Here is a 26,574-nt window from a genome sequence, read left to right on the forward strand (position 1 = left end):
GCAGGGATGTCGGACTCTGCGAAAACGCAATGCTGCGTGGTCGGCGGCGGACCGGCTGGCTTGATGCTCGGTTATCTTTTGGCGCGCGCTGGCGTGCAAGTGACCGTGCTCGAGAAACACGCTGATTTTCTTCGCGATTTCCGCGGTGACACGGTACATCCCTCGACGCTGGAGATCATGGTTGAGCTTGGCCTCATCGATAGGTTTCTCAAGCTACCACATCAGAAAGTGCGCAAGCTCGGCGGCATGTTTGGTGACACGCCGATAGAGATCGCCGACTTTTCACACTTGCCGGTTCGCGAAAAGTACATCGCTATGATGCCGCAGTGGGACTTTCTCAACTTCATGGCCTCTGAAGCCCGGACGTATCCGAACTTCACGCTTCTCATGAATACGGAAGCGACCGATCTGATCGAGGGCGACCATACTGTCATCGGCGTCAAAGCAAAGTCGCCGGACGGGCCCAAGGAGATTTATGCCGATCTTGTGGTGGCGGCCGATGGGCGCGGCTCCGTGCTGCGCGCGCGGGCTGATCTCGCTGTCGAGGATCTGGGCGCGCCGATGGATGCGCTGTGGTTCCGGCTGCCTTTCGACAAGGATGACACGGCGGAGACGATGGGCCGCTTCGGGGCAGGCTCGATTTTCGTAATGCTTTATCGCGGTGACTATTGGCAATGCGCCTACGTCATTCCAAAGGGATCTCTCGAAGAGCTGAAGGCGGGAGGACTGGACGCGTTCCGCGACGCGATCACGGCTGCATCACCCTTCAAACGGGATCGCCTGGATGGGATCACGTCGTGGGATGACGTCAAGCTTCTGACGGTGCGCGTGGACCGGCTCCTGCAATGGTACCGCCCCGGTTTTCTCTGTATCGGTGACGCTGCACACGCGATGAGCCCAGTTGGCGGTGTCGGTGTGAACCTTGCCATTCAGGACGCTGTTGCTACGGCGAACATCCTTGCGCAGCCCTTGAAGACCGGGGCTGTGACTGTGGCCGATCTCCGCGACGTCCAAAAGCGGCGCATGTTTCCGACACGCGTCACGCAGGCTATCCAGGTGGCCGCGCAAAACAACATCATCGGTCCGACGCTGAAACTGCGTGAGCAGCCCGAACCGCCGTTTTTTTTGCGGCTGATGCAGTCCTTCCCAATTCTGCGACGCCTCCCGGCCCGGGTGCTCGGTCTGGGTGTGCGGCGCGAGCACGTTGCGGATTTCATCCGCAACGCCGAAGGTTGAAACCTTGATGTGCCATCCAATCCCTGGTCCCCGTGTCGCAATCCCGCTATAGGCTTGGCTGGAATGCAGGGGACACGATGAGCGAAACGGTGCGGCGGCTTGGAATTCTGGCCGGAGGCGGCGTGCTGCCGCGCGAGATCGCGGACAGTGCCGCGCGGCGCGGCATTCCGGTATCAATCGTGGCCATCGATGGCGAAGCTGACGCGGATTTCTCGGGCTACGCCCTCACGCGCGTGAATTGGGGCCAGATTGGTACCATGGTGCGCGCGCTTAAGGACGCGCGCGTTACCGATCTTGTCATTGTCGGCCGTGTGCACCGGCCAGAGCTTTGGGGATTGAAGCCTGATCTCGGTTTCTTCCGGTATCTGCCGAAGATCGTGAAGATCGTGGCGGCGGGCGGCGACGATGGTGTGCTGCGCCGTGTCGTGCGCTTCTTCGAGCTCCAGGGGCTGCGTGTGATCGGCCCCGGGGACGCGGCACCCGAACTCGTGATTGGAGAGGGACCGATTGGATCTGCACGCGCTACTGCTGCAGATCAAGCGGACATTCAGAAAGGCCTCCGGCTCATCCACGCGCTTGGCGCCTTCGACATCGGCCAGTGTGTGATCGTGTCAGCAGGGCAGATCGTGACCATCGAAGGCGCGGAGGGGACGGATCGCATGATCGATCGAGCCGCGCAGAATCGGCCCGAGCGTGGGCCTTTGGGCGGTGTGCTGGTCAAGCGTCCGAAGCCGGGGCAGGAAATTCGCATCGATATGCCGGCAATTGGTCCGGCCACTGTCACGAAGGTGCGCGATGCGGGGCTTGCCGGTATTGCCGTTGAGGCTGGCAAGGTGCTTGTTGCGGAACGCGCAGAAACGCTGAGCCGTGCCAACGGCGCCAACATTTTCGTCGAGGGCGTTGGCGATCGGGATGCGAGCGATGAACCGCCGGTGCGGTTCCGGCCGCGCGATTTTGCCATGCCGTTCCGGCAGCTCGGCCGCATCGCGGCGGAAGAGCATGCGGTTCACGATGCCATCAAAGGGCTTGCCACACTCTCGGCCCTCGAGCCATTTCGTTGCGGGCGCGGTGCGGTCGTGGTGCGCAATCACGTGCTTGCGGTCGAGTCCGGAGAGGGCGTTGATGCAACTGTGGCGCGCGCGAGCGGGCTTCGTCAGTGGGCCAGTATCACACGTCGCCGCCGTGGCGTGGCGGCCCTTCGAGATATAGCGGACCTTACACCGTCGGTCATCGCGGCTGTCGCATCGGCAGGGTATGCCGGCATCGCCGTTGCGCGCACGACCGGCGAAGACACTCTCGCGCCGCGGATTGCCGAGGCGGACAAAGAGGGCGTTTTCATTTTGTTGCGCGCCGAGGGGACGACATGAGCGTCACGCCAGCGGCTGACACTGGCGAGGTGCGCGTGTTCCTCGTCGCGGGCGAGCATTCCGGCGATGCGCTCGGTGGCAAGCTGATCGCGGCGTTGCGCGAGAAATTGGGCAGCCGCCTCACGCTCGCAGGTGTCGGCGGGCACGATATGGAAGCAGACACGGGGTTCGTTTCCGATTTTCCACTTTCCGATGTGGCCGTCATGGGTCCGCTCTCAATTCTGCGGCATCTGCCGCGCATCGTGAGACGGGTCTATGCGACGGTGGATCGTGCGATTGCATTCGAGCCCGATGTCGTCGTGATTATCGACAGCCCGGAGTTCACGCATCCGATCGCTAAGCGGATCAGGAAGCGCCGCCCGGATATCCCGATTGTCGACTACGTCAGCCCCAGCGTGTGGGCTTGGCGTCCGGGCCGCGCGAAAAAGATGCGGCCGTATGTGGATCATATCCTCGGGCTGCTTCCGTTCGAGCCGGCGGCGCACGATCGGCTTGGCGGGCCGCCCTGCACGTACGTGGGTCACGCGTTGAGCGAACGCATCGACTGGCTGAAAGCACTCGATCCGGAGCCGCTGAGCAAGCGGCTTGGCCTCGCCCCCAATCGGCCCGTGGTTGTCGTCCTGCCGGGGAGCCGGACGTCGGAGGTCGGGCGTTTGATGGAGCCATTCGGCGATACGCTACGGCTCATTTGTGAGCGTGGAACGGCGCCGGAAGTTCTCATGCCGTGCGTCGCGCATGTTCGGGAGCCAATCGAACGTCTGCGCCGGAGTTGGCCGATCCGGTCGCATCTCATCGAAGGCGAGGATGACAAGTTCCGCGCGTTCAAGCTGGCGCACGCAGCGCTGGCTGCTTCGGGCACAGTGACGCTCCAGCTCGCGTTGGCGGGAACGCCGATGGTCGTCGCGTATCGCGTCGATGTGGTTGCGGCGCCGTTCCTGCGCCGGATGATCAAGGCGCCGACAACGGTGCTCGCCAATCTTGTGCTCGGTGAGAACGTGTTTCCCGAGTTCCACCAAGAGAAAAGCTCGCCGGAAAATTTGGCGAATGCGCTGGAACCACTGTTGCGGGATACGCCGGAGCGTCGTGTGCAACTCGCCGCGTTGGCGAGAATTCCGGATCTCATGCACATCGAAAGCGGCAGCCCCAGTGAGGCCGCCGCCAAAATCGTGATCGATTATGCCTTGCTCGGGAAGGGCCGGCGCGCGGGGCCGACGTAAAGTTGGCGCGGACGCCCGATACGCTGCTCGGGATCTTCGATCATTTCCTTCCACTGGGCGATCCAGCCGACCGTGCGGGCGACGGCGAAGAGCACGGTGAACATGGAGACGGGGAAGCCCATCGCGCGCAGCGTGATACCCGAATAGAAGTCGATGTTCGGGTAGAGCTTCTTCTCGACGAAATAGTCGTCCTGAAGCGCGATCCGCTCCAGCTCCATGGCGACGGCCAAGAGCGGATCGTTGCGCTTGTCGAGCTCGTCGAGCACCTGGTGCGCGGTCTTCTGCATCACCTTCGCACGCGGGTCGTAGTTCTTGTAGACGCGGTGACCGAAACCCATCAGGCGGAAGCCGCTCGACTTGTCCTTGGCCTTCTTGATGTACTCGGGGATGCGATCGACGGTGCCGATCTCCTCGAGCATGTTGAGGGCCGCTTCGTTAGCGCCGCCATGCGCGGGGCCCCACAGGCAGGCGATGCCGGCCGCGATGCAAGCGAACGGGTTCGCGCCAGACGAGCCGGCGAGGCGGACAGTCGAAGTCGATGCGTTCTGCTCATGGTCGGCGTGCAGGATGAAGATGCGATCGAGTGCACGCGCGACAACAGGGTTCACGATGTACGGCTCGCACGGAACCGAGAAGCACATCTGCAGGAAGTTCGACGTGTAATCGAGGTCGTTGCGCGGATAGATGAACGGCTGGCCAATGGAATACTTATAGGCCATGGCGGCAATCGTCGGCATCTTGGCGATCATACGATGGCTCGCCGTCTCGCGCTGCCTCGGATCGTTGATGTCGGTGCTGTCGTGATAGAACGACGACAGCGCGCCAACCACGGCCACCATCACCGACATCGGATGCGCGTCGCGGCGGAAGCCAGTGAAGAAGCGCGTCATCTGCTCGTGCACCATCGTGTGGCGCGTGATGGTGTTGCGGAACTGTTTGAACTCGTCGTTGGTCGGCAGCTCACCGTGCAGCAGCAGATAGCAGGTGGCGAGGAAGTTCGAGTTTTCCGCCAGTTCGTCGATCGCGTAGCCGCGATAGAGCAGCTCGCCCTTGTCACCGTCGATGAAGGTGATATGGGACGAGCAGTTGGCCGTCGACGTGAAGCCCGGGTCGTACGTGAAGCAGCCGGTATCGCGATAGACCTTGGCAATATCGATGACGTCGGGTCCGATCGTTCCGCTCCGCACGTCCAGTTGGACGGTCTTGCCCTTGAGCGCGAGCTCGGCCTGACCGGTTGCCACCGTCTTGGGAGGCGAGCTTTCCTGGATGCTCATGCCGCATCTCCTTGATTAAAGGGACCGTCGTTTTGGTCTTTTGACTGATGAACTCGAACGTCGAGAACCCGAATGCTGCGATGCAGTATACCTAGGTGCCCGCCAGTCCGATATCCGAATTGAGGTGGTCTTTTGGGCAACGCTCGAAAACGCGTCAGGGCTTCTGATCGGCGAGACGGGCAAGGGTTTCATCTTTGCCCAAAACACTCATGACATCGAAGACGGGGGGCGAGACCGTGCGGCCCGTCAGTGCAGACCGCAGCGGCTGCGCAACTTTTCCGAGCTTCGCGCCTGTTTCTTCGACGTAGCTACGGACGAGGGCCTCCAGCGCAGAAGCCGTCCATTCCGTAGAGGCCTCGAGACGCGGGCGAAGCGCATCCAGAATCACATGCGCATCAGCATCCATCAGCTTCTTTGCCTTGTCATCAAGGCTGAGCGGCCGGTCGGCGACAATGAAGAGCGCCTGGCTCAGCAACTCGGCGAGGGTTTTGGCGCGCTCCTTGAGGGAGGGGATGGCGGCGAGAAGCGCATCCCATCCCTTGCTCTCGAAGCGGGCTGCAAGCTCGGCGCCCGTCGCAACGCCCGGAATCTGGGACTCCACCTCACGCGCCAGGGCGATGTCCGAGCGCACCGGTGCTTTTGGGTCCACCGGGAGTGCACGCAGGGCCGCGAAATCCAGATGCGGAAGCAACTCCTTGATGCCGGCGAGCAGATCGCTGTCTGCTGCGTTGCGGATGTAGTGCCCGTTGAGGTCGTCCAGCTTCTTGAAGTCGAAGCGGGCGGCGCTCTTGTTGATATCGTCAATATCGAACCAGCGGATCAGGTCCTCGGTCGAAATGATCTCGTCGTCGCCGTGACTCCAGCCGAGGCGCACGAGGTAGTTGCGGAGCGCAACCGGCAGGTAGCCCATCGCGCGGTACTCTTCGACGCCTTGGGCGCCGTGGCGCTTGGAGAGCTTGGCCCCGTCCGCACCGTGAATGAGGGGCACGTGCGCCCAGTCTGGTACGTTCCAGCCCATCCCAAGATAGATCTGCGTTTGCCGTGCGGCGTTGGTCAGGTGGTCCACGCCGCGGATGACGTGCGTCACGCCCATGTCATGGTCGTCGATGACGACGGCGAGATTGTAGGTCGGATTGCCGTCGCTGCGCAGAATAATGAGGTCGTCGAGCTCCTTGTTCTGGAACACAACGCGGCCCTGCACGTGATCGTTCACCACGGTCTCGCCTTCGCGCGGCGCCTTGAGGCGGATCGTATGGGGTGCTCCGGCCGGTGCCTCCGAAGGATCGCGGTCGCGCCAGGGCGAACGGATGGTCAGCGGCTGCTTCGCGGCCTCGGCGGCGCGGCGTTGCGCGTCGATTTCTTCGGCGGTCATGTAGCAACGGTAGGCGCCGCCCCGCTCCAGGAGCGCAAGGGCGACTTCGCGGTGACGATCCGCGCGCGAGAATTGAGAAACAGGCTCGCCTTCCCAATCCAGGCCGAGCCAGCGCAGGCCTTCGAGGATCGCCGCGACGGCTTCCGGATTGTTGCGCTCGCGGTCGGTGTCCTCGATGCGGAGCAGGTACTTGCCGCCCCTTCCTTTCGCGTAGAGCCAGTTGAAGAGTGCGGTGCGGCCCCCGCCAATATGGAGATAGCCGGTGGGCGAGGGGGCGAAGCGCACGACGGGAGCGCCGCCGTCTCTCCGTTCAGTGTTTGTCATGGATGTCCGTGTCCGGTTTGGGCGTTTGGCCCGCCATGTAGCATGGCTGGGCGCCGCGAGACCAGTGTGCATCCGGAGGAGGCGAGAGTACGCGCCGACAATAAGAATCGTGGCCGATCAATGGTCTAGCGTCGAAGGTCGGGAGTGGATCGCGTGGGGGTTGTGTGGACGGGCGGGAGGCGCGTAGGGCCGTTCCAGTCTTGGCTGGGCCTCCTCGCAGCAAGAGTCCTTCGTAGCGATGCGGTGTTGGAGCAGCTCGAACGCGAGCGCGCCCGCTGGTTCGTGTGGCTGCCGGTGGCCTTCGGCGCGGGTATCGCTGGCTATTTCTCTCGGTCGTCGGAACCCAGCTTGCTGATGGCTATTGCGCTGCCGGCAATGGCAAGTGGCCTTGCCGCCGCCTCGCGCAGAGCGGGCTTCTTCTTTGTCCTGTCCCTTACCCTGCTCACGGCCTCGCTTGGATTTGCCGTCGCGAAGGTTCGCACCGAATGGACGCGCGCGCCAGTTCTTACTCACGAGCTGCGTCGCGCGGACGTGACCGGTGTCGTCGAACTGATCGAGCCGCGGCCGGAACGGGGCGAGCGGCTGACACTTCGCGTGACGGACATTCGCGGACTTCCCGCCTCCGAGCGTCCTGAGCGCATCCGCGTGCGCGTGATGGTCAAACGGGAGGGTCTGCAACCGGGCGATACGGTCCGCCTACGCGCGTCTCTACGGCCACCATCCATGCCGGCGCTTCCGGGCGGATATGACTTCGCACGAACCGCCTGGTTTCAAGGTCTCGGCGCTACCGGGTATGCGATCCATGCGGCGGAGATCGTTGCACAGGCGGACGCTCCGGGAACTCTCATGCGAACGGCGCGGGAGCGGATCGAAACGCTGCGGCAGGAGATCGCCGAGCGCGTTCGGTCTGCCGTTCCGGGAGAAACAGGTGCGATTGCCGTCTCACTGATCACGGGTGAGCGCGGCGCCATTACCGAAGAAACAAACGACGCGTACCGCGACTCCGGGATTGTGCACATTCTCTCGATTTCCGGTCTGCACATGGTGATCATGGCGGGGGCCGTGTTTCTCTCGGTTCGCGTGCTTCTCGCGGCGTTTCCCGCCATCGCGCTACGCTACGCGACGAAGAAGTGGGCGGCCGCTGCCGCGTTGCTCGCAGCCGGAGGCTATCTCCTGATCTCGGGCGGATCGATCCCGACGATCCGCGCGTTCCTTATGATCGCGATTATGCTTGTTGCCGTCATGTTTGATCGGCAGGCGCTCGCTATGCGCAACGTGGCGATCTCGGCGTTGCTGGTTCTTGTCGTGATGCCCGAGAGCCTGCTCGATCCTGGGTTCCAGATGTCGTTCGCGGCGGTGGTCTCGCTCATTGCAGCCTACGAAACGGTTCGCAAGAGGGCCGAAGAGCAGGAGCACGACGGCTGGTTCCGTCGGGTGGCTTTCTTTCTCGGCGGGATTGTTTTGTCTACCGTCATTGCAAGTTGCGCCGTGGCACCGATTGGCGCCTATCATTTCCATCGCAGCCAGCAATACGCGCTTCTCGCCAATCTTATCGCCGTTCCGATCTGCAACCTGATCGTTATGCCGGCCGCGCTTTTTACGCTGGTGCTCATGCCCTTTGGCTTCGAGGCGCTTCCACTTGCCGTCATGGCGCTGGGTATCGATGTCATGAGTGACACGGCCCGTTGGGTGGCTGCGCTGCCGGGTGCGGTCATTCATATTCCCGACATTTCGGACGTAAGTTTCGCGCTAATGATCGCGGGCGGCCTCTGGCTCACGATCTGGCAGACGCAATGGCGAGCCCTTGGCCTCGTCGCCATTGGTTTGGGTGTGCTCGTCGCCGGAGGGGGCGAGCGGCCGGACATTCTCGTGGGACGCGGCGGCGAGATGGTTGCGGTGCGGGGCCCTGATGGACGGCTTGCCGCCACAGGTTCGCGGTCCGGCAATTTCGAGCTGACGCGCTGGCTTCAACATGACGGGGACGGCCGTGCGCCACGGGACGTGATACGGGCGCGTGTGTTTCGATGCGACGGTGTCGGATGCACCGCTCAAGTGCAAGGACTTCGGGTGGCCGTCGCGCGGCATCCAGCGGCCGTCACGGAGGACTGCAAAAAGGCGGACCTCCTGATCGCCCAGCCTCGACTTCCGTTTAGCTGTGTCGCGCCTCTTGCGGTGATCAATCGTGGTGCGATCCGGAGGGACGGAACGCATGCCATTTATCTCTCGAAAGAAGCGGGCGAAGAAAGAGCCCGCGTGGCGCGCATCGACACCGTCGCCTCGCGCAGAGGTGACCGGCCGTGGACTCAACGGTACGATAGAGCCCAGCGCTGGTCGCAAGGCTCTGCCTACTCGGAGGCAGTACGAACTACAGGGCGCCCCGACGACGATCAGTAGCGCCGGATGAGACCGACGAGACGACCCTGGATATCCACCTGGTCAGGTCCAAAGATGCGCGTCTTGAATTCGGGGTTGGCGGCTTCGAGGGCGATGGTGGAGCCCTTCTTGCGCAGGCGCTTGAGCGTCGCTTCTTCCTGCTCGACGAGGGCGACGACGATGTCTCCGTTCTCGGCCGTGTCGCAGCGGCGGATGATGACCGTGTCGCCGTCGTGAATGCCGGCTTCGATCATGGAGTCGCCCTTTACCTCCAGGGCGAAATGCTCGCCGTTGGTCAGCAGATCCGGCGGGCAGGCGATGTCGTGGGAATGGTTCTGGATGGCCGAGATCGGCACACCGGCGGCGATCCGGCCCATGACCGGCACCGACACTGTGCGGCTGTCGATCATGTGAGATGGGGGCGGCGGGGCGAAGTTGCGCGCTTTGGTGCCTTCGATCACGCTTGGCTGGAAGCCGATGCGGCGCGGTTCGGCGGTGGACGACTGCGCAGCGGCACCGGAACCCAGCGTTGAGCTTTCCGGCAACTTCAGGACTTCTATGGCGCGCGCGCGATGCGGCAGGCGGCGGATGAAGCCGCGTTCCACCAGGGCGGTAATGAGCCGATGGATCCCCGACTTGGACTTGAGATCGAGCGCATCCTTCATCTCATCGAACGAGGGCGGCACACCGTCGGCCTGCATGCGCTCGTGGATGAAGAGCAGAAGCTCTTTCTGTTTCGAAGTCAGCATTGTGCCTCCCGTGCAAGGCCCCGGACAGTCCTGCCCATTCAAGGCCGAGAGCAATGAAATTGATGCGCGTCGTGCGCGTATGAACATCGCGACGCCCGACGTGCTGCATCGCAAGACTCACCTAAACAAATCGTGAATGTACGCTAATCGTTCTTGCCACGTTCTGCAAGTGTGAATGGAAGTCAGCCTTTTGCTGCCTTGGCTTCTGCGAGCCGGCCCTCGAGAAGAGGGATCAAGGTTTCGGCGGCTTCGCGGCGGAAACCTTCGTATGGTTCGGCCGTACGGTCGCGGTTCGAGAAGATGCACGACGTGCCTTCGATGACCGTCCCAAGCATATAAAGCGCGTGACGGAGGCCCTTGGCGCTCTCGGCGTGTGGCTCGACGCCGAGCGAGATCATGCAGACGTCTACGGCGCCGTCGTAAAGCTGCGTCAGGCCCGTCGCCACTTGCGGCATGTGGCTCGACATTGCCCACAGCTCGAGAAAGAGCGGCGCGGTTTCCGGTGAAACCGAGTCGTCGATGAGCCACGTCACAAGCGCGCGGATGGGGCCCGCTTCATGCGCTTCGAGCGAAGCCACCAGCTCGTCGAAGCGGGTGCGATACCGCTCGAGAATCGCTTCGAGCATGGCCTCCACGAGCTTGTCGCGCGTCGCGTAGTGGTGTGTGACGTTGCCGTAGAAAACCCCAGCACCATCGGCGACAGCCTTAAGCGTGAAACCGGAGAAGCCCTTCTCGGCGAGAACAGCGATGGCCGCGTCGATGATCTTCGTACGCGTTGCCGCGCCCATGCGGTTGGGCTTGCCAGTCGTTTCTGATGGAGGAGCCATCCGGCGCTTATTTCACGAGTTCGCTTGGGCAGGCAAGGACGTGCGGCCGCCCTACGTAGAGATCCGCGGTCGACCCGCGCAAACGGCAAATAATCCGTTATGTCTCGTCTCGCGCGAAGCTTGGTAAAATCACCAAAGTTCTGTTGACTGGCATATATACCAATATTAGGTGTAATCACCAGTGTATGTGAGATTCGGCTGATTTCCGGGCGCTTTTGCCCGGCTTGTGCGGGGCGTGGCCGGCTACTCCCGGTGGGAGGCGAACTCCAGAAAAATAAATCGAGAAACAGTCTGCGAACGGGGCGTTCGTGGAAGCGAGCCGGTGCGCGCTTCCACCGTCCCGCGATTGGGGGAACGAATGATTGCCTGCCGAGTGGGGCTTGCCGGGGCGGTGCTGGCGCTCGTAGCGATGACGGGTTCGGGGAACGCGTGGGCAGCGAAGTCGGCGGGCTGCACGGCCGTCAACAACGGCGCGATGAATGGATTCATCGACAACGGCACATGGAGCTTCAGGTCGAGCCCCATCAAAGGGTTCGTGACGGGCGACAAGCTCACATTCAACGTCACTGCCAACCATACGGCGGCAACCTCGGTCATTCTCTCGGGTTACCTCTACAGCAAGGGCGTCCTAACGATGAACTTGTTCGACGGGAGTACGGGTTTCACGAATATGGTGCTGATCGGTACGGGAACGGAGACCGCTGGCCCGATCGATTTCTCGCCGACCGAAGCGGACGAGTTGGAGGCCGACTTTGGTGTCGGCGCGTTCATGGGCGGTAGCTTCACCGGCGCGTTGATCGTCACATGCGATGGCCCCGACATTCCCGAGCCGGAAACGAATGACTCTCAGAAGCTTCGCTCGCTGCAGAAGAGCGGAACGAAAACTGGCGCGCAGGTCGCGGGCAGCGCCTACTCAGGCATCATCGGTGATGCTATCTCGCGCGGCATGACGACTGCGAGCGGCACGATGCAACCGCCGCAAGCCGGCGCGCGTCCCACGGGAGCCTCGGGCCTTGGCATGGGCGAGGAACGCACCGCGGAGACGGGCGCTGGGCGCCGTTCGCGCCTCACGCCATGGGTGAACGGACGCTTCAGCGAAAGCGGCGACGACAGCAACATCGACTGGCAGCATACGACCGTCGCAGCGGGTGCGAGCTATGCGGTGGCGCCCGGCCTGCTCGTCGGCGCATTCGGCGGGTATGAGAAGCTCGACTTCGAACAGAAAAATATCGATGGCGATCTCGACGGTGACGGCCGCACGGCGGGTGCCTATATGGCGTGGCTGCTGGCACCAGCGCTGAGGCTCGATGGTGCCATCGCCCACACGTGGCTCGATTACGATGCGACGGCGGGTACGGCCTCCGGCGATTTCGACGGCAAGCGCTGGCTGTTCCTGACCCGTCTCTCGGGTGATCACGTGGCGGGCCGCTGGACGTTCACGCCGTCGGCGGAGGTGTTCTGGCTGCACGAAACGCAGGATGCCTATACCGATACGCTTGGCACTCTCCAGGCCAAGAACAGCTTCACCAATGGCCGCGCGAACGCAGGCCTGCAAGCGGCGTACGCAATCCCGCTGTCGCCCTCGACGATGCTCGCTCCCTACGCCGGTATCTATGCCGACTACTACTTCGGCATGGACGATGACGGCACAGCATTGTCGGTGATCGGCATCGGCGACGGCTGGGCGGCGCGTGCAACCGGTGGCCTCACGCTCTCGGGCATCGAGGGCTGGTCGCTCTCGCTTGGCGCTGAAGCCGGCAACCTCGGCGGCGAAGGGCCCGAGTTCTGGACCGGACGCCTCGGCGGAGCGGTGAATTTCTGAGTGTGCGTAGGTTTTAAATACGACGTTTCGAAGTGAGCACTATGTTGGTGGCCCTGGCAGACATGCCAGGGCCATTTCCATTCAGTGCGTGAGGCGTTGGATTTTGACGCTGTCACCGGCTTTGGCAGGTGCTGCATCCGGCTCGCGCAGGATCAGGCAGTCGGATGTCGCGAGGGCGCTCAGAAGTGAGCTGTCTTGTGACGGCATCGGCGCGACGGTGAGGTGACCATCGGCGCTGCGGGCGAGCTTGGCGCGCATCAGGTGCAGGCGCGGACCATTGGCATCGAGCGGCTGCGTCAGGATGGCGGTCTCGCTTTGGCTCGTGTCACGCGGCATGCCGAGCAAGGCGTGGATGAGCGGGACGAGAAAGACGCGCGCCGTGATCAGCGCCGACACTGGATTGCCGGGAAGTCCCAGAACGCGCATTTCATCGAGCTTGCCGAACATCAGCGGCTTGCCGGGGCGAAGCGCGATTTTCCAGAACGTGAGATCGAGACCCTGCTTCTTCAGCACTGGCCCCACGAGATCATGATCGCCCACGGATGCGCCGCCGATGGTGACGAGGATGTCTGCTCCGCGGGCGTTGGCAATGCGAAGAGCGAGAGCGTCCTCGCGGTCGGGTGCGATTCCGAGCGGACGCGCGAGGCCGCCTGCGCGCGTGACGAGCGCTTCAAGACCGACGGGGTTTGACGACACGATCTGATCTGGCCCCGGCACGGTCCCCGGGGACACGAGTTCGTCGCCGGTTGCGAGAATGGCGACGACCGGACGGCGGGCGACGGGCACCTCGCCGTAGCCCATGGCGGCAACGAGTGTCACCGTGTGCGCATTGAGACGATGGCCACGCTTCAACAGGACGTCGCCTTGCGAGAAGTCGTTTCCGGCGGGGCGAATGTTGGCGCCTGCGGCCGTGGCGTCGATGGCGGTGATAAGGTCGCCTTCGCGCGTCACGTCCTCTTGGATGACGACGGATCCGCATTCAGCGGGAACGGGAGCGCCAGTGAAAATGCGGACCGCCTGTCCGGATGCAACTGCGCCGGAGAAGCCACGGCCCGCGGCGGACTCGCCGATGACGGTCCACTTCGTCCCGATCGGCGCGTCAGCTTTGCCATGGACCGCGTAGCCATCCATGGCGGAGGCCGCGAACGGCGGCTGCGTGTACTTGGCCGTAAGATCCTGAGTGAGAACCCGGCCGTCCGCTTCGGTGATGGGCACCAGCTCTTCCGTTGGCGACGCGATCCCGTCGAGAACTCGAGCGAGTGCAGTCTCCACCGGAAGAAGCGCCATCCAATCAACTCCCACGGGACTGGGCCGTGTAGTCTCCCGAACGGCCGCCGGTTTTCTGTGCGAGGCGGATGCCGGTGATCTCCATGGCGCGGTCGGCGGCCTTCAGCATGTCGTAGATGGTGAGCGCGGCGACCGAGACGGCGGTGAGGGCTTCCATTTCAACGCCGGTCGGACCGGTGACGCTCACCTCCGCGCGGATATGCAACCCTGCGGGTTTTTCGCTCGGCGCGAATTCCACGGCTGCTTTGCTGAGCGCCAGTGGATGGCAAAGGGGAATGATGTCGCTCGTCTTCTTGGCGGCCATGATGCCCGCAATGCGCGCGGCGGCGAGCACGTCGCCCTTCTTGGCATCGCCCGAGATGACAAGCGCGAGCGTCTCAGGCTGCATGGAAATGAAGCCTTCAGCAATCGCGGTGCGCTGCGTTGCCTCCTTGCCGCCGACATCCACCATGAGGGCGCGGCCCTTTTCGTCGAGATGCGTGAGCTTGCCCATCAGGCCGCCTCCGGAGCCAGTAGCGTACGCGTTGCGGCGGTGACGTCAGCCTGGCGCATGAGGCTTTCGCCGACCAGAAACGTTTCGACGCCGACGCGTTTGAGGCTCGCTATGTCGGCGGGCGTGAAGATACCGCTCTCGCCGATGACGATGCGATCCTTCGGTACGCGCGGGGCGAGCTGCTCGGTGGTCGCGAGTGTCGTCTCGAAGGTCTTCAGGTTTCGATTGTTGATGCCAATGAGGCGGCAATCGAGCTTCAAGGCGCGATCCAGCTCGTCCGCATCGTGCACCTCGACGATGGCGTCCATGCCCCAATCCTTGGCGGCGCCCGCGAGATCGGCGGCGAGGGCGTCATCCACTTCCGCCATGATGATCAGGATGCAGTCGGCGCCCCAGGCGCGGGCCTGCACCACCTGATACGTGTCGATCATGAAATCCTTGCGCAGCACCGGCAGCGAGACTGCGGCGCGGGCGTTTGTCAGATATTCGGGTGCGCCTTGGAACGACGGGCCATCCGTCAGGATCGAGAGGCAGGCCGCACCGCCCGCTTCATAGTCGCGGGCGAGGGCCGGCGGATCGAAGTCGGCGCGGATGAGGCCCTTCGAGGGCGAGGCCTTCTTGATCTCAGCGATCAGCGCCGGTTTGCCTGCGGCGTGCTTGGCTTCGAGCGCGGCTGCGAACGGGCGCACACGCGGGGCAGACCGCGCGTATTCAGCTAACACCTGCAGCGGCAGTTCAGCCTGCGCGGCGGCCACTTCCTCGCGTTTGTAGTGCGTAATCTTTTCGAGAATATCGGCCATATCGAGCTTGTTGTCAGAGGTCCAATGGGTTCCTAACCGCTGAGCGGCTAAAGCGAAGTCTCCAAGATAGCACGCCAGCGGCTGATCACATGGTTATCGCGCAATCGGCTCACGCTGCCTGTTGGCTGACGGAGACCAGCCTGTCGAGCGCCGCGGCTGCGCGGCCGGAATTGATGGCATCTTCCGCCAGCGCCACGCCCTCAACGAGCGAAGCTGCCTTGCCCGCGACAACCAAGGCCGCGGCGGCGTTCAGCAGTACGATATCCCGATAGGGACCCCGTGCGCCGCCGAGCAGATCCTTCAGCGCCCTGGCGTTGTGTGCGCCGTCGCCACCCTTGAGCTCGGCAAGGGAGACGCGCTGCAGCCCTGCCTCTTCCGGCGTCACTTCGAAGGTCGTGATCTTGCCACCTTCGAGCGCAGCGACCGTTGTCGGGCCGGTGGTCGAGAGCTCGTCGAGGCCGTCGTGTCCGTGCACGATCCAGGCTCGCTCGGATCCCAGCGCGCGTAGCACCTCAGCGATCGGCGTTACCCACTCAGGGGAGAAGACGCCGATCACGTGACGGCGAACGTTGGCGGGATTGCAGATGGGTCCCATGAGATTGAACATGGTGCGCACGCCCAACTCCGCGCGCGCCTCGGCCCAGGCCTTGAAGGCTGGGTGATGGGCCGGAGCCCAAAGGAAGCCGACGCCGGCATCCTCGATGGCCTTCTGGATGAGAGCGGGGCCGCAATCGAGCTTCACGCCCAGCGCCGAGAGAACGTCGGACGCGCCGGAAAGGGACGAGACGGAGCGATTGCCGTGCTTGGCAACCTTGAGCCCGGCGCCGGCGGCCACGATTGCCGAGCCGGTCGAGACGTTGAAAGTGCCGTGTCCGTCGCCGCCGGTGCCGACGATATCGATGGCATCGGAATCTGCGGGGACCGTCGTCATCTTGGCGCGCATGGCGCGGGCTGCGCCTGCGATTTCGTCCACGGTTTCGCCGCGCACGCGTAGGCCCATGAGGAATGCGCACTTCTGGGCCGTCGTGCCTTCGGCCGTCATCAGCTCGATGGCACGCGCCATCTCATCGGACGAGAATGTCTGTCCTGCGGCGACTGCCTGCAGAATGCCCTTGACCCCGGCCGTGCTGCTCATGTCCCCCGTGCCTTTCGCTCAAGCCGCGTCGCGCGGGCGCGAGGCGTTGCGCCGGCGCGGCGAGAGGCCTGCGATGTCGAGGAAGTTGGCGAGCAAGGCGTGCCCCTGCTCGGAGGCGATGCTTTCCGGGTGGAACTGCACACCGTGCACCGGATGTGTCTTGTGCATCAGGCCCATGATGATGCCGTCGCTCGTCTCGGCATTCACCTCGAGGCAGTCGGGAAGGCTTTTCCGCTCGACAATCAGCGAGTGATAGCGCGTGACCTCGACCCGCGGTGGGAGACCCTTGAAGACGCCCTTGTCGGTGTGCGTGATCGTCGACAGCTTACCGTGCATAGGCTCCGGAGCGCGGATCACCTTGCCACCGTAGGCCTGGCCGATGGCCTGATGGCCGAGGCAAACGCCGAGGAGCGGAATCTTCGAGCCGGCCTTCTCGATCAGCTCGAGGCAGACGCCGGCCTCGTTCGGCGTGCAGGGTCCCGGCGACAGCACGATTGCCTTCGGCTTCATCTTGATCACCTCGTCGGCGGTGATCTTGTCGTTGCGGATCACCTCGGAGGTTGTGCCGAGCTCGCCCAGAAAATGGACCAGATTGTAGGTGAAGCTGTCGTAGTTATCGATCAGCACGAGCATGGACGGGCGCCTCGCGGGACTGGCGGACGCCGGACTGTCCTGACGTCGCAATGACCTGATGTGGGTGTAGAAACCCACGGAGCAAGCGTCAAGCTTGCGACAAAACAAGAACCCCCAAGCGTCAAGCGCGGCCGTCCCCAGGGTATCGCCGACGCGTGGGCGGGAAGGGCTCCCCCCGGGGGCTGGAACCAACTATAAGGGCTGCCATGACCCAGCTTGATACCATGAAGCCGAACCCGCGCGTCGCCGTCGGCGCGCTGAGCATCTCGAATTCCGCGCCGATCGTCGTTTTTGCCGGCCCCTGCCAGATGGAAAGCCGGGCGCACGCGCTCGAAATGGCGGGTGCGCTGAAGGAAACTGCGACCCGCCTGGGTCTCGGGCTCGTCTACAAGTCGTCCTTCGACAAGGCCAACCGGACGTCGCTCGGCGGGAAGCGGGGCATCGGGCTCGACGCCGCCATCGAGGTGTTCGCCGAGATCCGCGAGAAGCTCGGCCTGCCCGTCGTCACCGACGTGCACGAGAAGGAGCAGTGCGCGGCTGTCGCCCCGGTGGCGGACGTGCTGCAGATCCCAGCCTTCCTGTGCCGCCAGACGGATCTTCTGGTGGCGGCTGCCAAAACGGGCCGCGTCGTCAAAGTAAAGAAGGGGCAGTTCCTGGCGCCTTGGGACATGAAGAATGTCGTGGCCAAAGTGGTTGGGTCGGGGAATCCCAACGTGCTGCTGACCGAGCGCGGCTCGTCGTTTGGCTACAACACTCTGGTGGTGGACATGCGCGGTCTGCCGCAGATGGCCGAGACCGGAGCGCCGGTGATTTTCGATGCGACCCATGCCGTGCAGCAGCCCGGCGGGCTCGGGGGCAGCTCAGGCGGCGACCGGCGGTTCGTACCGGTTCTGGCTCGGGCGGCCGTGGCGGTTGGCGTCGCGGGTCTCTTCATTGAGACGCACGAAGCGCCGGATACTGCGCCTTCGGACGGGCCGAACATGCTGCCGCTCCGCGATTTCGAACCGCTGATGAAGGACTTGATGGCGCTCGACGCGCTGACCAAGGCCCGCGCGGCCTAGCGCGTTAGGTTCCGAACAGTGGCTGGAGAAGGCGGGCAAGCCAACCTTTGAACTGCGGTTTGTGCTCGCTGGCCATCAGGCAGATGCAACCCTGCTCGGGACAGGCAACGGGAGCGTGATCCGTGCCTTCGTCGATATCGGATACGTCGCCGACATCATATTTGCCGTGCTCGTCGCTGTAGCTGCCGCGAAGCACCAGTGTCATTTCCTGGCCCACATGGCCATGCTCGGGAAGCGCTGTCCCGGGGGCGATCTTGAACAGTCTGAGGTCGCCGCATGCGCCGTCAGACAGCCGCACGCAATGGGTCCAGATTCCCGGAGCGACGGAGTGCCAGGCCATCTGATCGAGACAGGGGCCGACGCAGGTCACGAGAAGCTGCGGGATCTCGCCCGCGCTCAACACGCATTTCGATTTCGAGATTTCGTGCTCGGCTTCGCCGGCTCGCATGGCGATCACGGGCGGTGGCGTGGCCATAGGCTGCGGTTCGAGGGTATCGAAGAGGGCGACGCCGATCTTCTGCATCTTGCGCACTTCGGCGCAGCACTTCGGGCACATCGCGAGATGCGAAGCGATGACACAGGCGAACGCCTCCGGCTGGCTGCCCGCCGAGCAGCACATCAGGGAGGAGATGTCTGGGTGATGCGTGATTGTCATTTATCTCAAGTCCTCAAGCGCATCGCGGATCTTTTGGTATGCAAGGCGCATGCGGGATTTAACCGTTCCCAGCGGCAAGCCGAGCTTGGCCGCGATTTCGCTGTGCGACAGGCCTTCCACGAAAGCCAATGTCACGACTTCGGCCTGATCCGAGGGAAGCTCGGCCAGCATGGCCCGGACGCGCTCGCCGCGCTCGCGCTCCGACAGCTCCTCATCGGGAGCCGGATCGGGTGATGGCTGCTGGTCGTTATCCTCGGGCAGAGGTTGCCATGCGACCTCTCTACGAAGGCGATCAATCCTCAGATTGCGGGCGATCGTAAAAATCCAAGTTGTCGCACTGCCTTTGTCGTCGGAATACAGCGACGCCTTCCGCCACACGGTGAGCAAGGTTTCCTGCGCAAGCTCCTCGGCGGTGCTTGCATCGGCTCCCTGGCGCAGCATGTAGGATTTGACGCGGGGGGCGTAAGTCTGAAAGAGCGCCTTGAAGGCCTCGACGTCGCCGTTTGCAGCTACCCGTTGCAGGAGATCAGCCATAGTCCTCGGAGCATTCACGGCGAGGGATCGCAGGACGCGTCCCCCTTCTAGGACCTGGAGCATACCGGAACCTCGCTGTCGCGCCAGCGGCGTGCACAAAATCAAGGCGCTTGCCGTGTTTCATGCCCTACGCAGACGGTGCGACATTGGATTTGCCCCGTAGGGCGGCCCGGCGCCGCAAATCTGTAGACGGGAAGGAACCGAACCTGTGAAGATGGTCCCGTAGCCCGACAACCCGGTGAAAAATGCCGCAGCTCACGCTGACCGAAATTGCCCTTTTGCTTGCGGCGATGGCCATCGCGCCGGCCATCGCGCGACGTTTCGGGATCGGGACAGTACTTGGCTACCTGCTGGCCGGGATCGTGCTCGGCCCGTATGGCTTCCGGCACGTGTTTTCCAGCCATGACGCGCACGAGATTCTAGAGCTCGCCGAATTCGGCATTGTGCTGCTCCTGTTCCTGATCGGCCTCGAGTTGAGGCCGCGGCGCCTCTGGGCCATGAGGTCGGCCATCTTCAAGGTGGGCGGCGCGCAGGTGATCGCCTCGGCCCTTGCGCTTGCGGGTATCGGCCTGGCGTTCGGATTGGCCTGGCAGACCGCGCTATTCATCGGATTGGCGCTTGCGTTGTCGTCGACGGCGTTCGCGCTTCAGGTGCTGGAAGAGCAGGGGGATCTGGCGGCCCGGCACGGACGCCTCGCGTTCGCGGTGCTCTTGTTCCAGGATCTCGCCGCCATTCCGCTCATCGCGCTCGTGCCGCTGTTTGCTTCGCGCGCCCCCGAATTGCATGAGGCCATGGATCTGACGGCTGCAGCGCGCGGCCTCGGCATCATCGTGGCCGTCGTCCTGATCGGACATTTCGTTCTCGACAAGCTACTGCGTGTCGTGGCGCGCACGAAGGTCAAGGAGGCCATGACGGCTGCGGCGTTGCTGTCGGTCGTGGGCGTGGCCATGCTCATGCAGATGGCCGGGCTTTCGGCGGCGCTGGGAGCCTTCATCGCCGGCGCATTGCTTTCGGAAAGCTCCTACCGCCATCAACTTGAGGCTGACCTACAACCTTTCCAGGGCCTGCTGCTCGGTCTCTTTTTCACGGCCATCGGCATGTCGCTCGATGTCCGGATCATTGGTGCGGAGCCCGCAAAGGTGTTTGGGCTCGCGGCGGCGCTCGTCCTCGTCAAAACCGTGATCCTGTATGGGCTCGGCCGCGCCGTGGGGCTTGGCGACCGCCCGTCGCGACGCCTCGGTCTGTCGCTGAGCCAAGGTGGTGAGTTCGGGTTCGTTCTTCTGACGGCGGGTGTGGCCGCGGGCGTCGTGACCAATGCGACGAGCAATTTTCTCATCGTCGTCATCACGCTCTCGATGGCCGCAACTCCGCTGCTGCTCGGGTTGGAGAAGCTTGGATCGCGCTTCAAGAAAAGGCCAGCGCCTGCTTACGATGCGCTTCCGTTGCGGGACGAGCATGTCGTCATTGCCGGGTTCGGGCGGTTCGGACAGATCGCGGCGCGTGTTCTGCGCGGCAAGAAGATCCCGTTCATTGCGCTCGACATTTCGGCGGAGCAGATCGACCTAGTGAAGCGCTTCGGCGCACAAGCTTTCTTCGGCGACGCCAGCCGAGCGGAGATCCTGGAGGCCGCGCAAATCGCAAAGGCGCGGGCCTTCATTCTGGCGATCGACGATGTTGAAGCCTCTCTGCGGGCAGCGGAGCTGGTCCGGCAGCGGTATCCTGACGTGCCGATCTTCGCCCGTGCGCGTAACCGCAATCATGCTCACCGACTGCTCGATCTCGGCGTGACCAACATTCAACGCGAGACGTTCTTGTCCGCGCTGGAGATGACCCGCGAAGTCCTGGTCGGTCTCGGCTACAGCGAGCGCGAAAGCGAACGCGTAACACGGACATTCCGCGAGCATGACGAGCGGCGCCTGATCGAGGACTACGCCGATTACAGTGACATGGAGAAGCTGCAAGCGAAGGCGCGCAGCGACGCCGCCACGCTGGAACGACTGTTCGCCGAGGACGCGGAAGAGGCCGAGGAAAGTGACGACGCCAAGTCCGCCAAGCCGATCAAGCTTGCCGCCGCTGAAAAGGCTCCCGAAAAGGTTGAAACCGCGGCCGAGTGAATGCCTTGATCCGCTTCATTTTTTCACGGGTCCGTGGGCCAGAGGCAAAATGCGGCGGTTTTTCAGAGGGATGTCGGCGCGTCGCGGGCTCAGCGCGGTAGACGGCGCGGCGTCCCCCGGCTAAATGTGCCCGCATAATCTATGCGGGAAGGACTGAGCGAGCATGGGCGAGGCGCAAGACACGAAGCCGGCAACGAGCACCCGGGAGATGGCTAACGCAATCCGTGCTCTGGCGATGGATGCGGTTCAAAAGGCCAATTCGGGTCACCCCGGCATGCCGATGGGCATGGCCGACGTGGCCACGGTGCTGTTCACTGAGGCGCTTCGGTTCGATCCCAAGGATCCGGCGTGGCCCGATCGGGACCGTTTCGTGCTGTCGGCCGGCCACGGCTCCATGCTGCTTTACTCGCTCCTCTATCTCACCGGCTATCCGGAGATGGAGATCGGCCAGCTCGAGAATTTCCGTCAGCTCGGCTCGAAGACGGCCGGCCATCCCGAGTACGGCTACGCGCCGGGCATCGAGACGACCACCGGTCCGCTGGGGCAGGGCATCGGCAACGCTGTCGGCATGGCGCTGGCAGAGCGTCTGCTCAATGCCCGCCTCGGCGATGATCTCGTCAACCACACCACCTACTGCATCGCGGGTGATGGCTGCCTCATGGAAGGCATCAGCCACGAGGCGATTTCGCTCGCGGGCCATCTGAAGCTCGGTAAGCTCATCGTGCTCTGGGACGACAACTCGATCTCGATCGACGGCCCGACGAGCCTTTCCGTCTCCGACGATCAGGTCAAGCGTTTCGAAGCCTCGGGCTGGAACACGATCCGCGTCGACGGCCACGACCCGAAGGCGATTTCCGCGGCTCTCGCGAAGGCCCGCGCCGACAGCTCGAAGCCGTGGCTGATCGCCTGTAAGACCGTGATCGGGTACGGCGCGCCGACAAAGGCCGGCAAGTCGTCGACGCATGGCGAGCCGCTCGGCGTCGACGAAATCAAGGGTGCGCGTGAGAAGCTCGGCTGGAGCGCGGCTCCGTTCGAGATCCCGGCGCCCGTGCTCGAAGCCTGGCGTACAGTCGGCGCAAAGGGCGCAAAGGAAAACGCCGCTTGGAAGGCGCGCCTCGCCAAAGGCCCGGATGCGGCAAAGGCCGCATTCGAAACGCCTGTCGCGACGTCGCGCGCCAAAGCCATTGCAAACGCCATCGCTGCGGCCAAGGCGCAATTTGCGGCTGACACCAGCAAGCGCGCGACGCGTGTCTGGTCTCAGCTCACGCTTGAGCATCTCGTTCCGGTTGCACCGGAGCTGCTCGGCGGCTCGGCGGACCTCACGCCGTCCAACGGAACGCGCACCAAGCATCACAAGGCGGTCGAGCCCGGCAACTTTACCGGTGACTACATCCATTACGGCGTGCGCGAGCATGGCATGGCCGCAGCCATGAACGGCATCTCGCTCCACGGTGGCTTCATTCCCTACGGCGCCACGTTCCTCGTCTTCACCGACTACTGCCGTCCGTCGATCCGGCTGTCGGCGCTGATGCATCAACGCGTCGTCTACGTCATGACGCACGACAGCATCGGCCTCGGCGAAGATGGTCCGACCCATCAGCCGGTCGAACATCTGGCAGCGCTGCGTGCGATTCCGAACCTTCTCGTGCTGCGTCCCGCCGATGCGCTGGAGACGGCGGAGGCGTGGGAGATCGCGCTCGGTCATCCGACGCGTCCGTCCATTCTGGCCCTCTCGCGCCAAGCGGTGCCCACGGTGCTGCGCACCGACACGACGGGCGAAAACCTCTCCGCGAGGGGCGGGTATGTCGTGAGCGGCGGCGCGACGCGCGATGTGACGCTGATTGCCACGGGATCGGAAGTGGGTCTTGTTGCGGAGGCCGCTGCAGCACTCGCGAAGGATGGCATCAACGCCGCTGTCGTTTCGTTGCCGTCGTTCGAAATCTTCCGCGCGCAGCCGAAAGCCTATCGCGATGAAGTGCTCGGCTCGGCGCCGCGCATCGCTGTCGAAGCGGCCGTCGCGCAGGGCTGGCACGAGTGGCTGCGCCCTGAGGATCGCTTCATCGGCTTGTCGGACTTTGGTGTGTCCGCGCCCGGCCCGAAGGTCTTCGAGCACTTCGGCCTCACTGCGCCGAAGATTGCCGAAGCTGCGCGCAGCGCTGCGAAGAAGGGCTGACTGGAATGAATCTCGACAAGCTGAAGACGACAGACGGGCTCGATCTCGCCGGCAAGCGGGTGCTCGTGCGTGCCGATCTCAACGTACCGGCCAAGAACGGCGTCGTAACGGATGCGACGCGCCTCGCGCGCGTTGTGCCCGGCCTCAAGGATCTCGCAAATCGCGGCGCCCGCGTGATCGTGCTGTCGCACTTCGGCCGCCCGAAGGATGGGCCAGACAAGGAAAATTCCTTGGCGCCGGTTGCGGCCGAGCTGGGCAAGCTCGCGGGGCTGCCTGTTTCGCTGGCGCCTGATTGCGTCGGCGAAGCCGCTGACAAGGCGGTGTCGTCTCTCGGAAACGGCGGGATCATCGTTCTCGAGAACACGCGCTTCCATAAGGGCGAAGAGAAAAACGATCCGGAATTCGCTGGTGCGCTCGCGGCGCTTGGCGATCTTTTCGTCAACGATGCATTCTCGGCGGCACATCGCGCACACGCTTCTACGGAAGGTCTTGCCCGCCTGCTGCCGGCCTACGCCGGGCCGCTGATGATGGAAGAGATCAATGCGCTGCGCACGGCGCTCGAACAGCCGAAACGTCCGGTGGCGGCCGTGGTCGGGGGTGCCAAGGTTTCGACCAAGATCCCGGTGCTCACCAATCTCTCGGCCAAGGTCGACAAGCTGATCATCGGCGGCGGCATGGCGAACACCTTCCTGCTCGCGGGCGGTGTCGAGATCGGAAAGTCGCTGGCAGAGCCGGATCTTGTCGAAACGGCGCGCGAGATCATGCACGCGGCGAAGTCGCGGAGCTGCGAGATTGTGCTGCCACAGGATGTGGTGGTTGCAGCACGCTTCGAGGCCGGTGCGCCGTCGCGCACGGTGGCGACGATCGACGTCCCGAAGGACGAGATGATCCTCGACGTGGGGCCGAAGACCGTGGCGCACTACGTCGACGTGCTGTCGCGTTGCGAGACGCTGCTGTGGAATGGCCCGCTCGGTGCCTTCGAGATCGCGCCGTTTGGCGAGGGTACGTTCGCGCTTGCTCGCGCCGCTGCGGAGCGCACGAAGCGAGGCACGCTGGTTTCGGTTGCGGGCGGTGGCGATACGGTTGCCGCCCTCAATGCTGCTGGCGTAACCGATGACTTCACCTATGTATCGAGTGCGGGCGGGGCTTTCCTTGAATGGCTCGAGGGCCGCGAGTTGCCGGGCGTGATAGCGCTGGCCCGCTAGCCGAGAACGGAATCCCCATGCTTGCAGAACTCCATCTCTATCTCGGTGTGGCGCTTGCAGGTCTCGTGAGCTTCCTGAGCCCTTGCGTTCTGCCGCTCGTTCCGCCCTATCTCGGCTATCTCGGCGGTACAACCTTCGAGGAGCTGTCGCACGAGAAGGGGCTCGAACGCACGGTCTGGCGCCGCGTGGTGCTGGCATCGGTGTTCTTCGTGCTCGGCTTCACGACGGTGTTCATTGCGCTCGGCGCGAGCGCATCTCTCATCGGCCAGCTCATTCAGACGTGGCGTGCCGAACTGTCGTTCGCTGCCGGTATCGTCATCATCCTGTTCGGCCTGCACTTCCTGGGTTTGTTTCGCATCCCGCTGCTGATGAGCGAGAAGCGCTATCACGCGAACCACGAGGGCGCGAGCTTCGCTGGCGCTTATGTGATGGGGCTCGCGTTCGCCTTCGGCTGGACGCCGTGCATCGGACCGATCCTGTCGACGGTGCTAGCGCTGGCCGCCAACGAAGCGAGTCTCGGCGCAGGTGTGCGTCTACTCGCCGTCTACTCGCTTGGGCTGGGCATTCCCTTTGTGCTAGCCGCGGTTGCGATCCGGCCGTTCCTGAGCTTCATGCAGCGCTTCCGCCGCCATCTGGGGCTCATGGAAAAGATCATGGGTGCGCTGCTCGTGCTGACCGGTATCGCCTTCCTCAACGTGTTCGACTGGTTCTCCATCCAGGCGCTCGGCCAGTGGCTGATCGAGACGTTCCCGGGGCTGGCGCGCGTCGAGGAATTGATGACACCCGAAAAGCTGCAGCAGGATCTCCGCAATTTCACGCCGGGAGGCTGAGCCCGTGACGGCCATCGCGCTTACCATCGCCGGGTCGGACAGCTCCGGTGGGGCGGGCATCCAGGCCGACCTCAAGACGTTCACGGCGCTCGGAGTCTATGGTGCTTCGGTGATCACAGCGATCACCGCGCAGAACACCATGGGCGTGCAGGGCGTGTTGACGCTGCCGCCGGACATCATCGCGGCGCAGATGACGTCGATTGCGTCCGACCTTTCAGTGGGTGCCATCAAGACGGGGATGCTGGGCGATCGCGCCACGGTGGAGACTGTCGCGAATGGGCTTCGCGAATTCGCCGGCGTTCCGCTCGTCATCGATCCGGTGATGGTGGCGACCAGTGGGGACGTGCTGCTAGCGCCGGATGCGATCGATGCGGTGCGGACGCGCCTCTTTCCGCTTGCGGATGTGGTGACGCCGAACCTGCGAGAGGCGGCCCGCTTGCTCGAGGCTCCGGTCGCGTCCTCTCTGGACGAGATGGAGCGGCAGGCGGAGCACTTGCTCGCGCTTGGAGCTAAGGCCGTACTCATCAAAGGCGGCCACGGCGACGGGCCTGAGGCGATCGACATTCTTGCTTCGAAAGACGGGTTCCGGCGTTTTTCAGCGCCGCGCATCGCAACGCGCCACACACATGGGACTGGCTGCACGATGGCTGCGGCGATCGCCGCGCGCCTTGCGGAAAAAGACACACTTGTTGCGGCTGTTGCGGCGGCAAAACAGTACGTATGGCAGGCCATCGATGCCGGGCGTGCGCTCAATATCGGCAAGGGCGACGGTCCTGTTGACCATATTTTCGCTTTTCGGAAACAGTGACTGTTGCGCCTCTGCATCGCTCGGGTCGCAATGCGTTTTGCCCATCTTGTAAGCGGCTCGGGGTTCTGCAACTCTCCCGTCCGTGCAGCGCCGGCGTCGGGGGGCGATCGAGCCGCGCACAACACTACCACTACTCTCTTTGGGGGGAGCTGACCGGCGATCAGGGACGCTGTTCGGCTCGGCAAAAAACCGGTCCGGTTCTTCCGGGCCGGTTTTTTACTTTTCCGCATTGGCTTTGGCCGGCTCTCCCTCTCGCGCCTCTTCAACGGCTCTGGTAAACGGCCG

The 26,574-nt window shown here is 63.7% G+C and carries 22 protein-coding genes; 11 read left to right on the forward strand and 11 right to left on the reverse strand.

The window, feature by feature from the left end:
* Positions 1 to 6 precede the first annotated feature (6 nt).
* The 3 genes from VHO05_RS17175 (at position 7) to lpxB (ending at position 3,820) form a co-directional block, all read left to right on the forward strand.
* Positions 7 to 1,236 (forward strand): FAD-dependent oxidoreductase, encoded by a 1,230-nt coding sequence (locus VHO05_RS17175; RefSeq protein WP_329647838.1) that lies wholly within the window; start codon positions 7 to 9, stop codon positions 1,234 to 1,236.
* Positions 1,237 to 1,313: 77 nt separating this feature from the next.
* Entirely contained in the window at positions 1,314 to 2,603 is a 1,290-nt protein-coding gene (locus VHO05_RS17180) for an LpxI family protein (RefSeq protein WP_329647839.1), read from the forward strand.
* On the forward strand, positions 2,600 to 3,820 hold the full coding sequence (lpxB, locus tag VHO05_RS17185) for a lipid-A-disaccharide synthase (RefSeq protein ID WP_329647840.1): 1,221 nt from the start codon (positions 2,600 to 2,602) through the stop codon (positions 3,818 to 3,820). Before VHO05_RS17180 ends, lpxB begins: the two co-directional genes overlap by 4 nt.
* Here the strand turns inward: lpxB and gltA are convergent.
* Positions 3,778 to 5,094: a citrate synthase gene (gene gltA, locus VHO05_RS17190; protein ID WP_329647841.1), complete on the reverse strand. Its 1,317-nt coding sequence runs from the start codon at positions 5,092 to 5,094 to the stop codon at positions 3,778 to 3,780. The two genes, lpxB and gltA, sit on opposite strands and share 43 nt — an antisense overlap.
* A 154-nt stretch (positions 5,095 to 5,248) precedes the next feature.
* On the reverse strand, positions 5,249 to 6,790 hold the full coding sequence (gltX, locus tag VHO05_RS17195; protein ID WP_329647842.1) for a glutamate--tRNA ligase: 1,542 nt from the start codon (positions 6,788 to 6,790) through the stop codon (positions 5,249 to 5,251).
* 246 nt (positions 6,791 to 7,036) lie between these two features.
* Here gltX and VHO05_RS17200 point away from each other — a divergent pair, with 246 nt between their 5' ends.
* On the forward strand, positions 7,037 to 9,184 hold the full coding sequence (locus VHO05_RS17200) for a ComEC/Rec2 family competence protein (RefSeq protein WP_329647843.1): 2,148 nt from the start codon (positions 7,037 to 7,039) through the stop codon (positions 9,182 to 9,184).
* Here the strand turns inward: VHO05_RS17200 and lexA are convergent.
* Together lexA and VHO05_RS17210 are read right to left on the reverse strand one after the other, a co-directional pair.
* Entirely contained in the window at positions 9,178 to 9,912 is a 735-nt protein-coding gene (gene lexA / locus VHO05_RS17205; protein WP_329647844.1) for a transcriptional repressor LexA, read from the reverse strand. The genes VHO05_RS17200 and lexA overlap by 7 nt on opposite strands.
* A gap of 182 nt (positions 9,913 to 10,094) precedes the next feature.
* Positions 10,095 to 10,739 (reverse strand): TetR/AcrR family transcriptional regulator, encoded by a 645-nt coding sequence (locus VHO05_RS17210; RefSeq protein WP_329647845.1) that lies wholly within the window; start codon positions 10,737 to 10,739, stop codon positions 10,095 to 10,097.
* 358 nt (positions 10,740 to 11,097) lie between these two features.
* On the opposite strand from VHO05_RS17210, the gene VHO05_RS17215 reads away from it, so the two are divergent.
* A complete protein-coding gene (locus VHO05_RS17215; RefSeq protein WP_329647846.1) occupies positions 11,098 to 12,561 on the forward strand; it encodes an autotransporter outer membrane beta-barrel domain-containing protein in 1,464 nt (487 codons plus the stop codon).
* A gap of 81 nt (positions 12,562 to 12,642) precedes the next feature.
* Here VHO05_RS17215 and glp read toward each other — a convergent pair whose 3' ends face one another.
* The 5 genes from glp to VHO05_RS17240 form a co-directional block, all read right to left on the reverse strand.
* Positions 12,643 to 13,848: a gephyrin-like molybdotransferase Glp gene (glp, locus tag VHO05_RS17220; RefSeq protein WP_329647847.1), complete on the reverse strand. Its 1,206-nt coding sequence runs from the start codon at positions 13,846 to 13,848 to the stop codon at positions 12,643 to 12,645.
* A gap of 4 nt (positions 13,849 to 13,852) precedes the next feature.
* Positions 13,853 to 14,341, reverse strand: a complete 489-nt coding sequence (gene moaC, locus VHO05_RS17225; protein ID WP_329647848.1) for a cyclic pyranopterin monophosphate synthase MoaC — start codon at positions 14,339 to 14,341, stop codon at positions 13,853 to 13,855.
* On the reverse strand, positions 14,341 to 15,141 hold the full coding sequence (trpC, locus tag VHO05_RS17230; protein WP_329647849.1) for an indole-3-glycerol phosphate synthase TrpC: 801 nt from the start codon (positions 15,139 to 15,141) through the stop codon (positions 14,341 to 14,343). Before trpC ends, moaC begins: the two co-directional genes overlap by 1 nt.
* Before the next feature lie 109 nt (positions 15,142 to 15,250).
* Complete coding sequence (gene trpD / locus VHO05_RS17235; RefSeq protein ID WP_329647850.1) at positions 15,251 to 16,276, reverse strand: anthranilate phosphoribosyltransferase; 1,026 nt, start codon at positions 16,274 to 16,276, stop codon at positions 15,251 to 15,253.
* Between the two features lie 18 nt (positions 16,277 to 16,294).
* Positions 16,295 to 16,909, reverse strand: a complete 615-nt coding sequence (locus VHO05_RS17240) for an aminodeoxychorismate/anthranilate synthase component II (protein ID WP_329647851.1) — start codon at positions 16,907 to 16,909, stop codon at positions 16,295 to 16,297.
* Between the two features lie 206 nt (positions 16,910 to 17,115).
* Between VHO05_RS17240 and kdsA the strand changes: the two genes are divergently transcribed.
* A complete protein-coding gene (gene kdsA / locus VHO05_RS17245; protein ID WP_329647852.1) occupies positions 17,116 to 17,970 on the forward strand; it encodes a 3-deoxy-8-phosphooctulonate synthase in 855 nt (284 codons plus the stop codon).
* Positions 17,971 to 17,974: 4 nt separating this feature from the next.
* Here kdsA and VHO05_RS17250 read toward each other — a convergent pair whose 3' ends face one another.
* On the reverse strand, positions 17,975 to 18,625 hold the full coding sequence (locus VHO05_RS17250) for a ChrR family anti-sigma-E factor (RefSeq protein ID WP_329647853.1): 651 nt from the start codon (positions 18,623 to 18,625) through the stop codon (positions 17,975 to 17,977).
* A complete protein-coding gene (locus tag VHO05_RS17255) occupies positions 18,626 to 19,159 on the reverse strand; it encodes a sigma-70 family RNA polymerase sigma factor (RefSeq protein WP_329647854.1) in 534 nt (177 codons plus the stop codon).
* A 245-nt stretch (positions 19,160 to 19,404) separates the two neighbouring features.
* Here VHO05_RS17255 and VHO05_RS17260 point away from each other — a divergent pair, with 245 nt between their 5' ends.
* The 5 genes from VHO05_RS17260 (at position 19,405) to thiD (ending at position 26,289) form a co-directional block, all read left to right on the forward strand.
* On the forward strand, positions 19,405 to 21,273 hold the full coding sequence (locus VHO05_RS17260) for a monovalent cation:proton antiporter-2 (CPA2) family protein (RefSeq protein WP_329647855.1): 1,869 nt from the start codon (positions 19,405 to 19,407) through the stop codon (positions 21,271 to 21,273).
* A gap of 163 nt (positions 21,274 to 21,436) precedes the next feature.
* A complete protein-coding gene (gene tkt, locus VHO05_RS17265; RefSeq protein ID WP_329647856.1) occupies positions 21,437 to 23,446 on the forward strand; it encodes a transketolase in 2,010 nt (669 codons plus the stop codon).
* 5 nt (positions 23,447 to 23,451) lie between these two features.
* Positions 23,452 to 24,651 (forward strand): phosphoglycerate kinase, encoded by a 1,200-nt coding sequence (locus VHO05_RS17270; protein ID WP_329647857.1) that lies wholly within the window; start codon positions 23,452 to 23,454, stop codon positions 24,649 to 24,651.
* Positions 24,652 to 24,668: 17 nt separating this feature from the next.
* The gene (locus VHO05_RS17275) at positions 24,669 to 25,481 is read left to right on the forward strand and encodes a cytochrome c biogenesis protein CcdA (protein ID WP_329647858.1); all 813 of its coding nucleotides are present in this window, start codon (positions 24,669 to 24,671) and stop codon (positions 25,479 to 25,481) included.
* Between the two features lie 4 nt (positions 25,482 to 25,485).
* The gene (gene thiD, locus VHO05_RS17280; protein WP_329647859.1) at positions 25,486 to 26,289 is read left to right on the forward strand and encodes a bifunctional hydroxymethylpyrimidine kinase/phosphomethylpyrimidine kinase; all 804 of its coding nucleotides are present in this window, start codon (positions 25,486 to 25,488) and stop codon (positions 26,287 to 26,289) included.
* The last annotated feature ends 285 nt before the right edge of the window (positions 26,290 to 26,574 follow it).

It is taken from the genome of Hyphomicrobium sp. (assembly GCF_036262015.1).
Classification (GTDB): Bacteria; Pseudomonadota; Alphaproteobacteria; order Rhizobiales; family Hyphomicrobiaceae; genus Hyphomicrobium_C.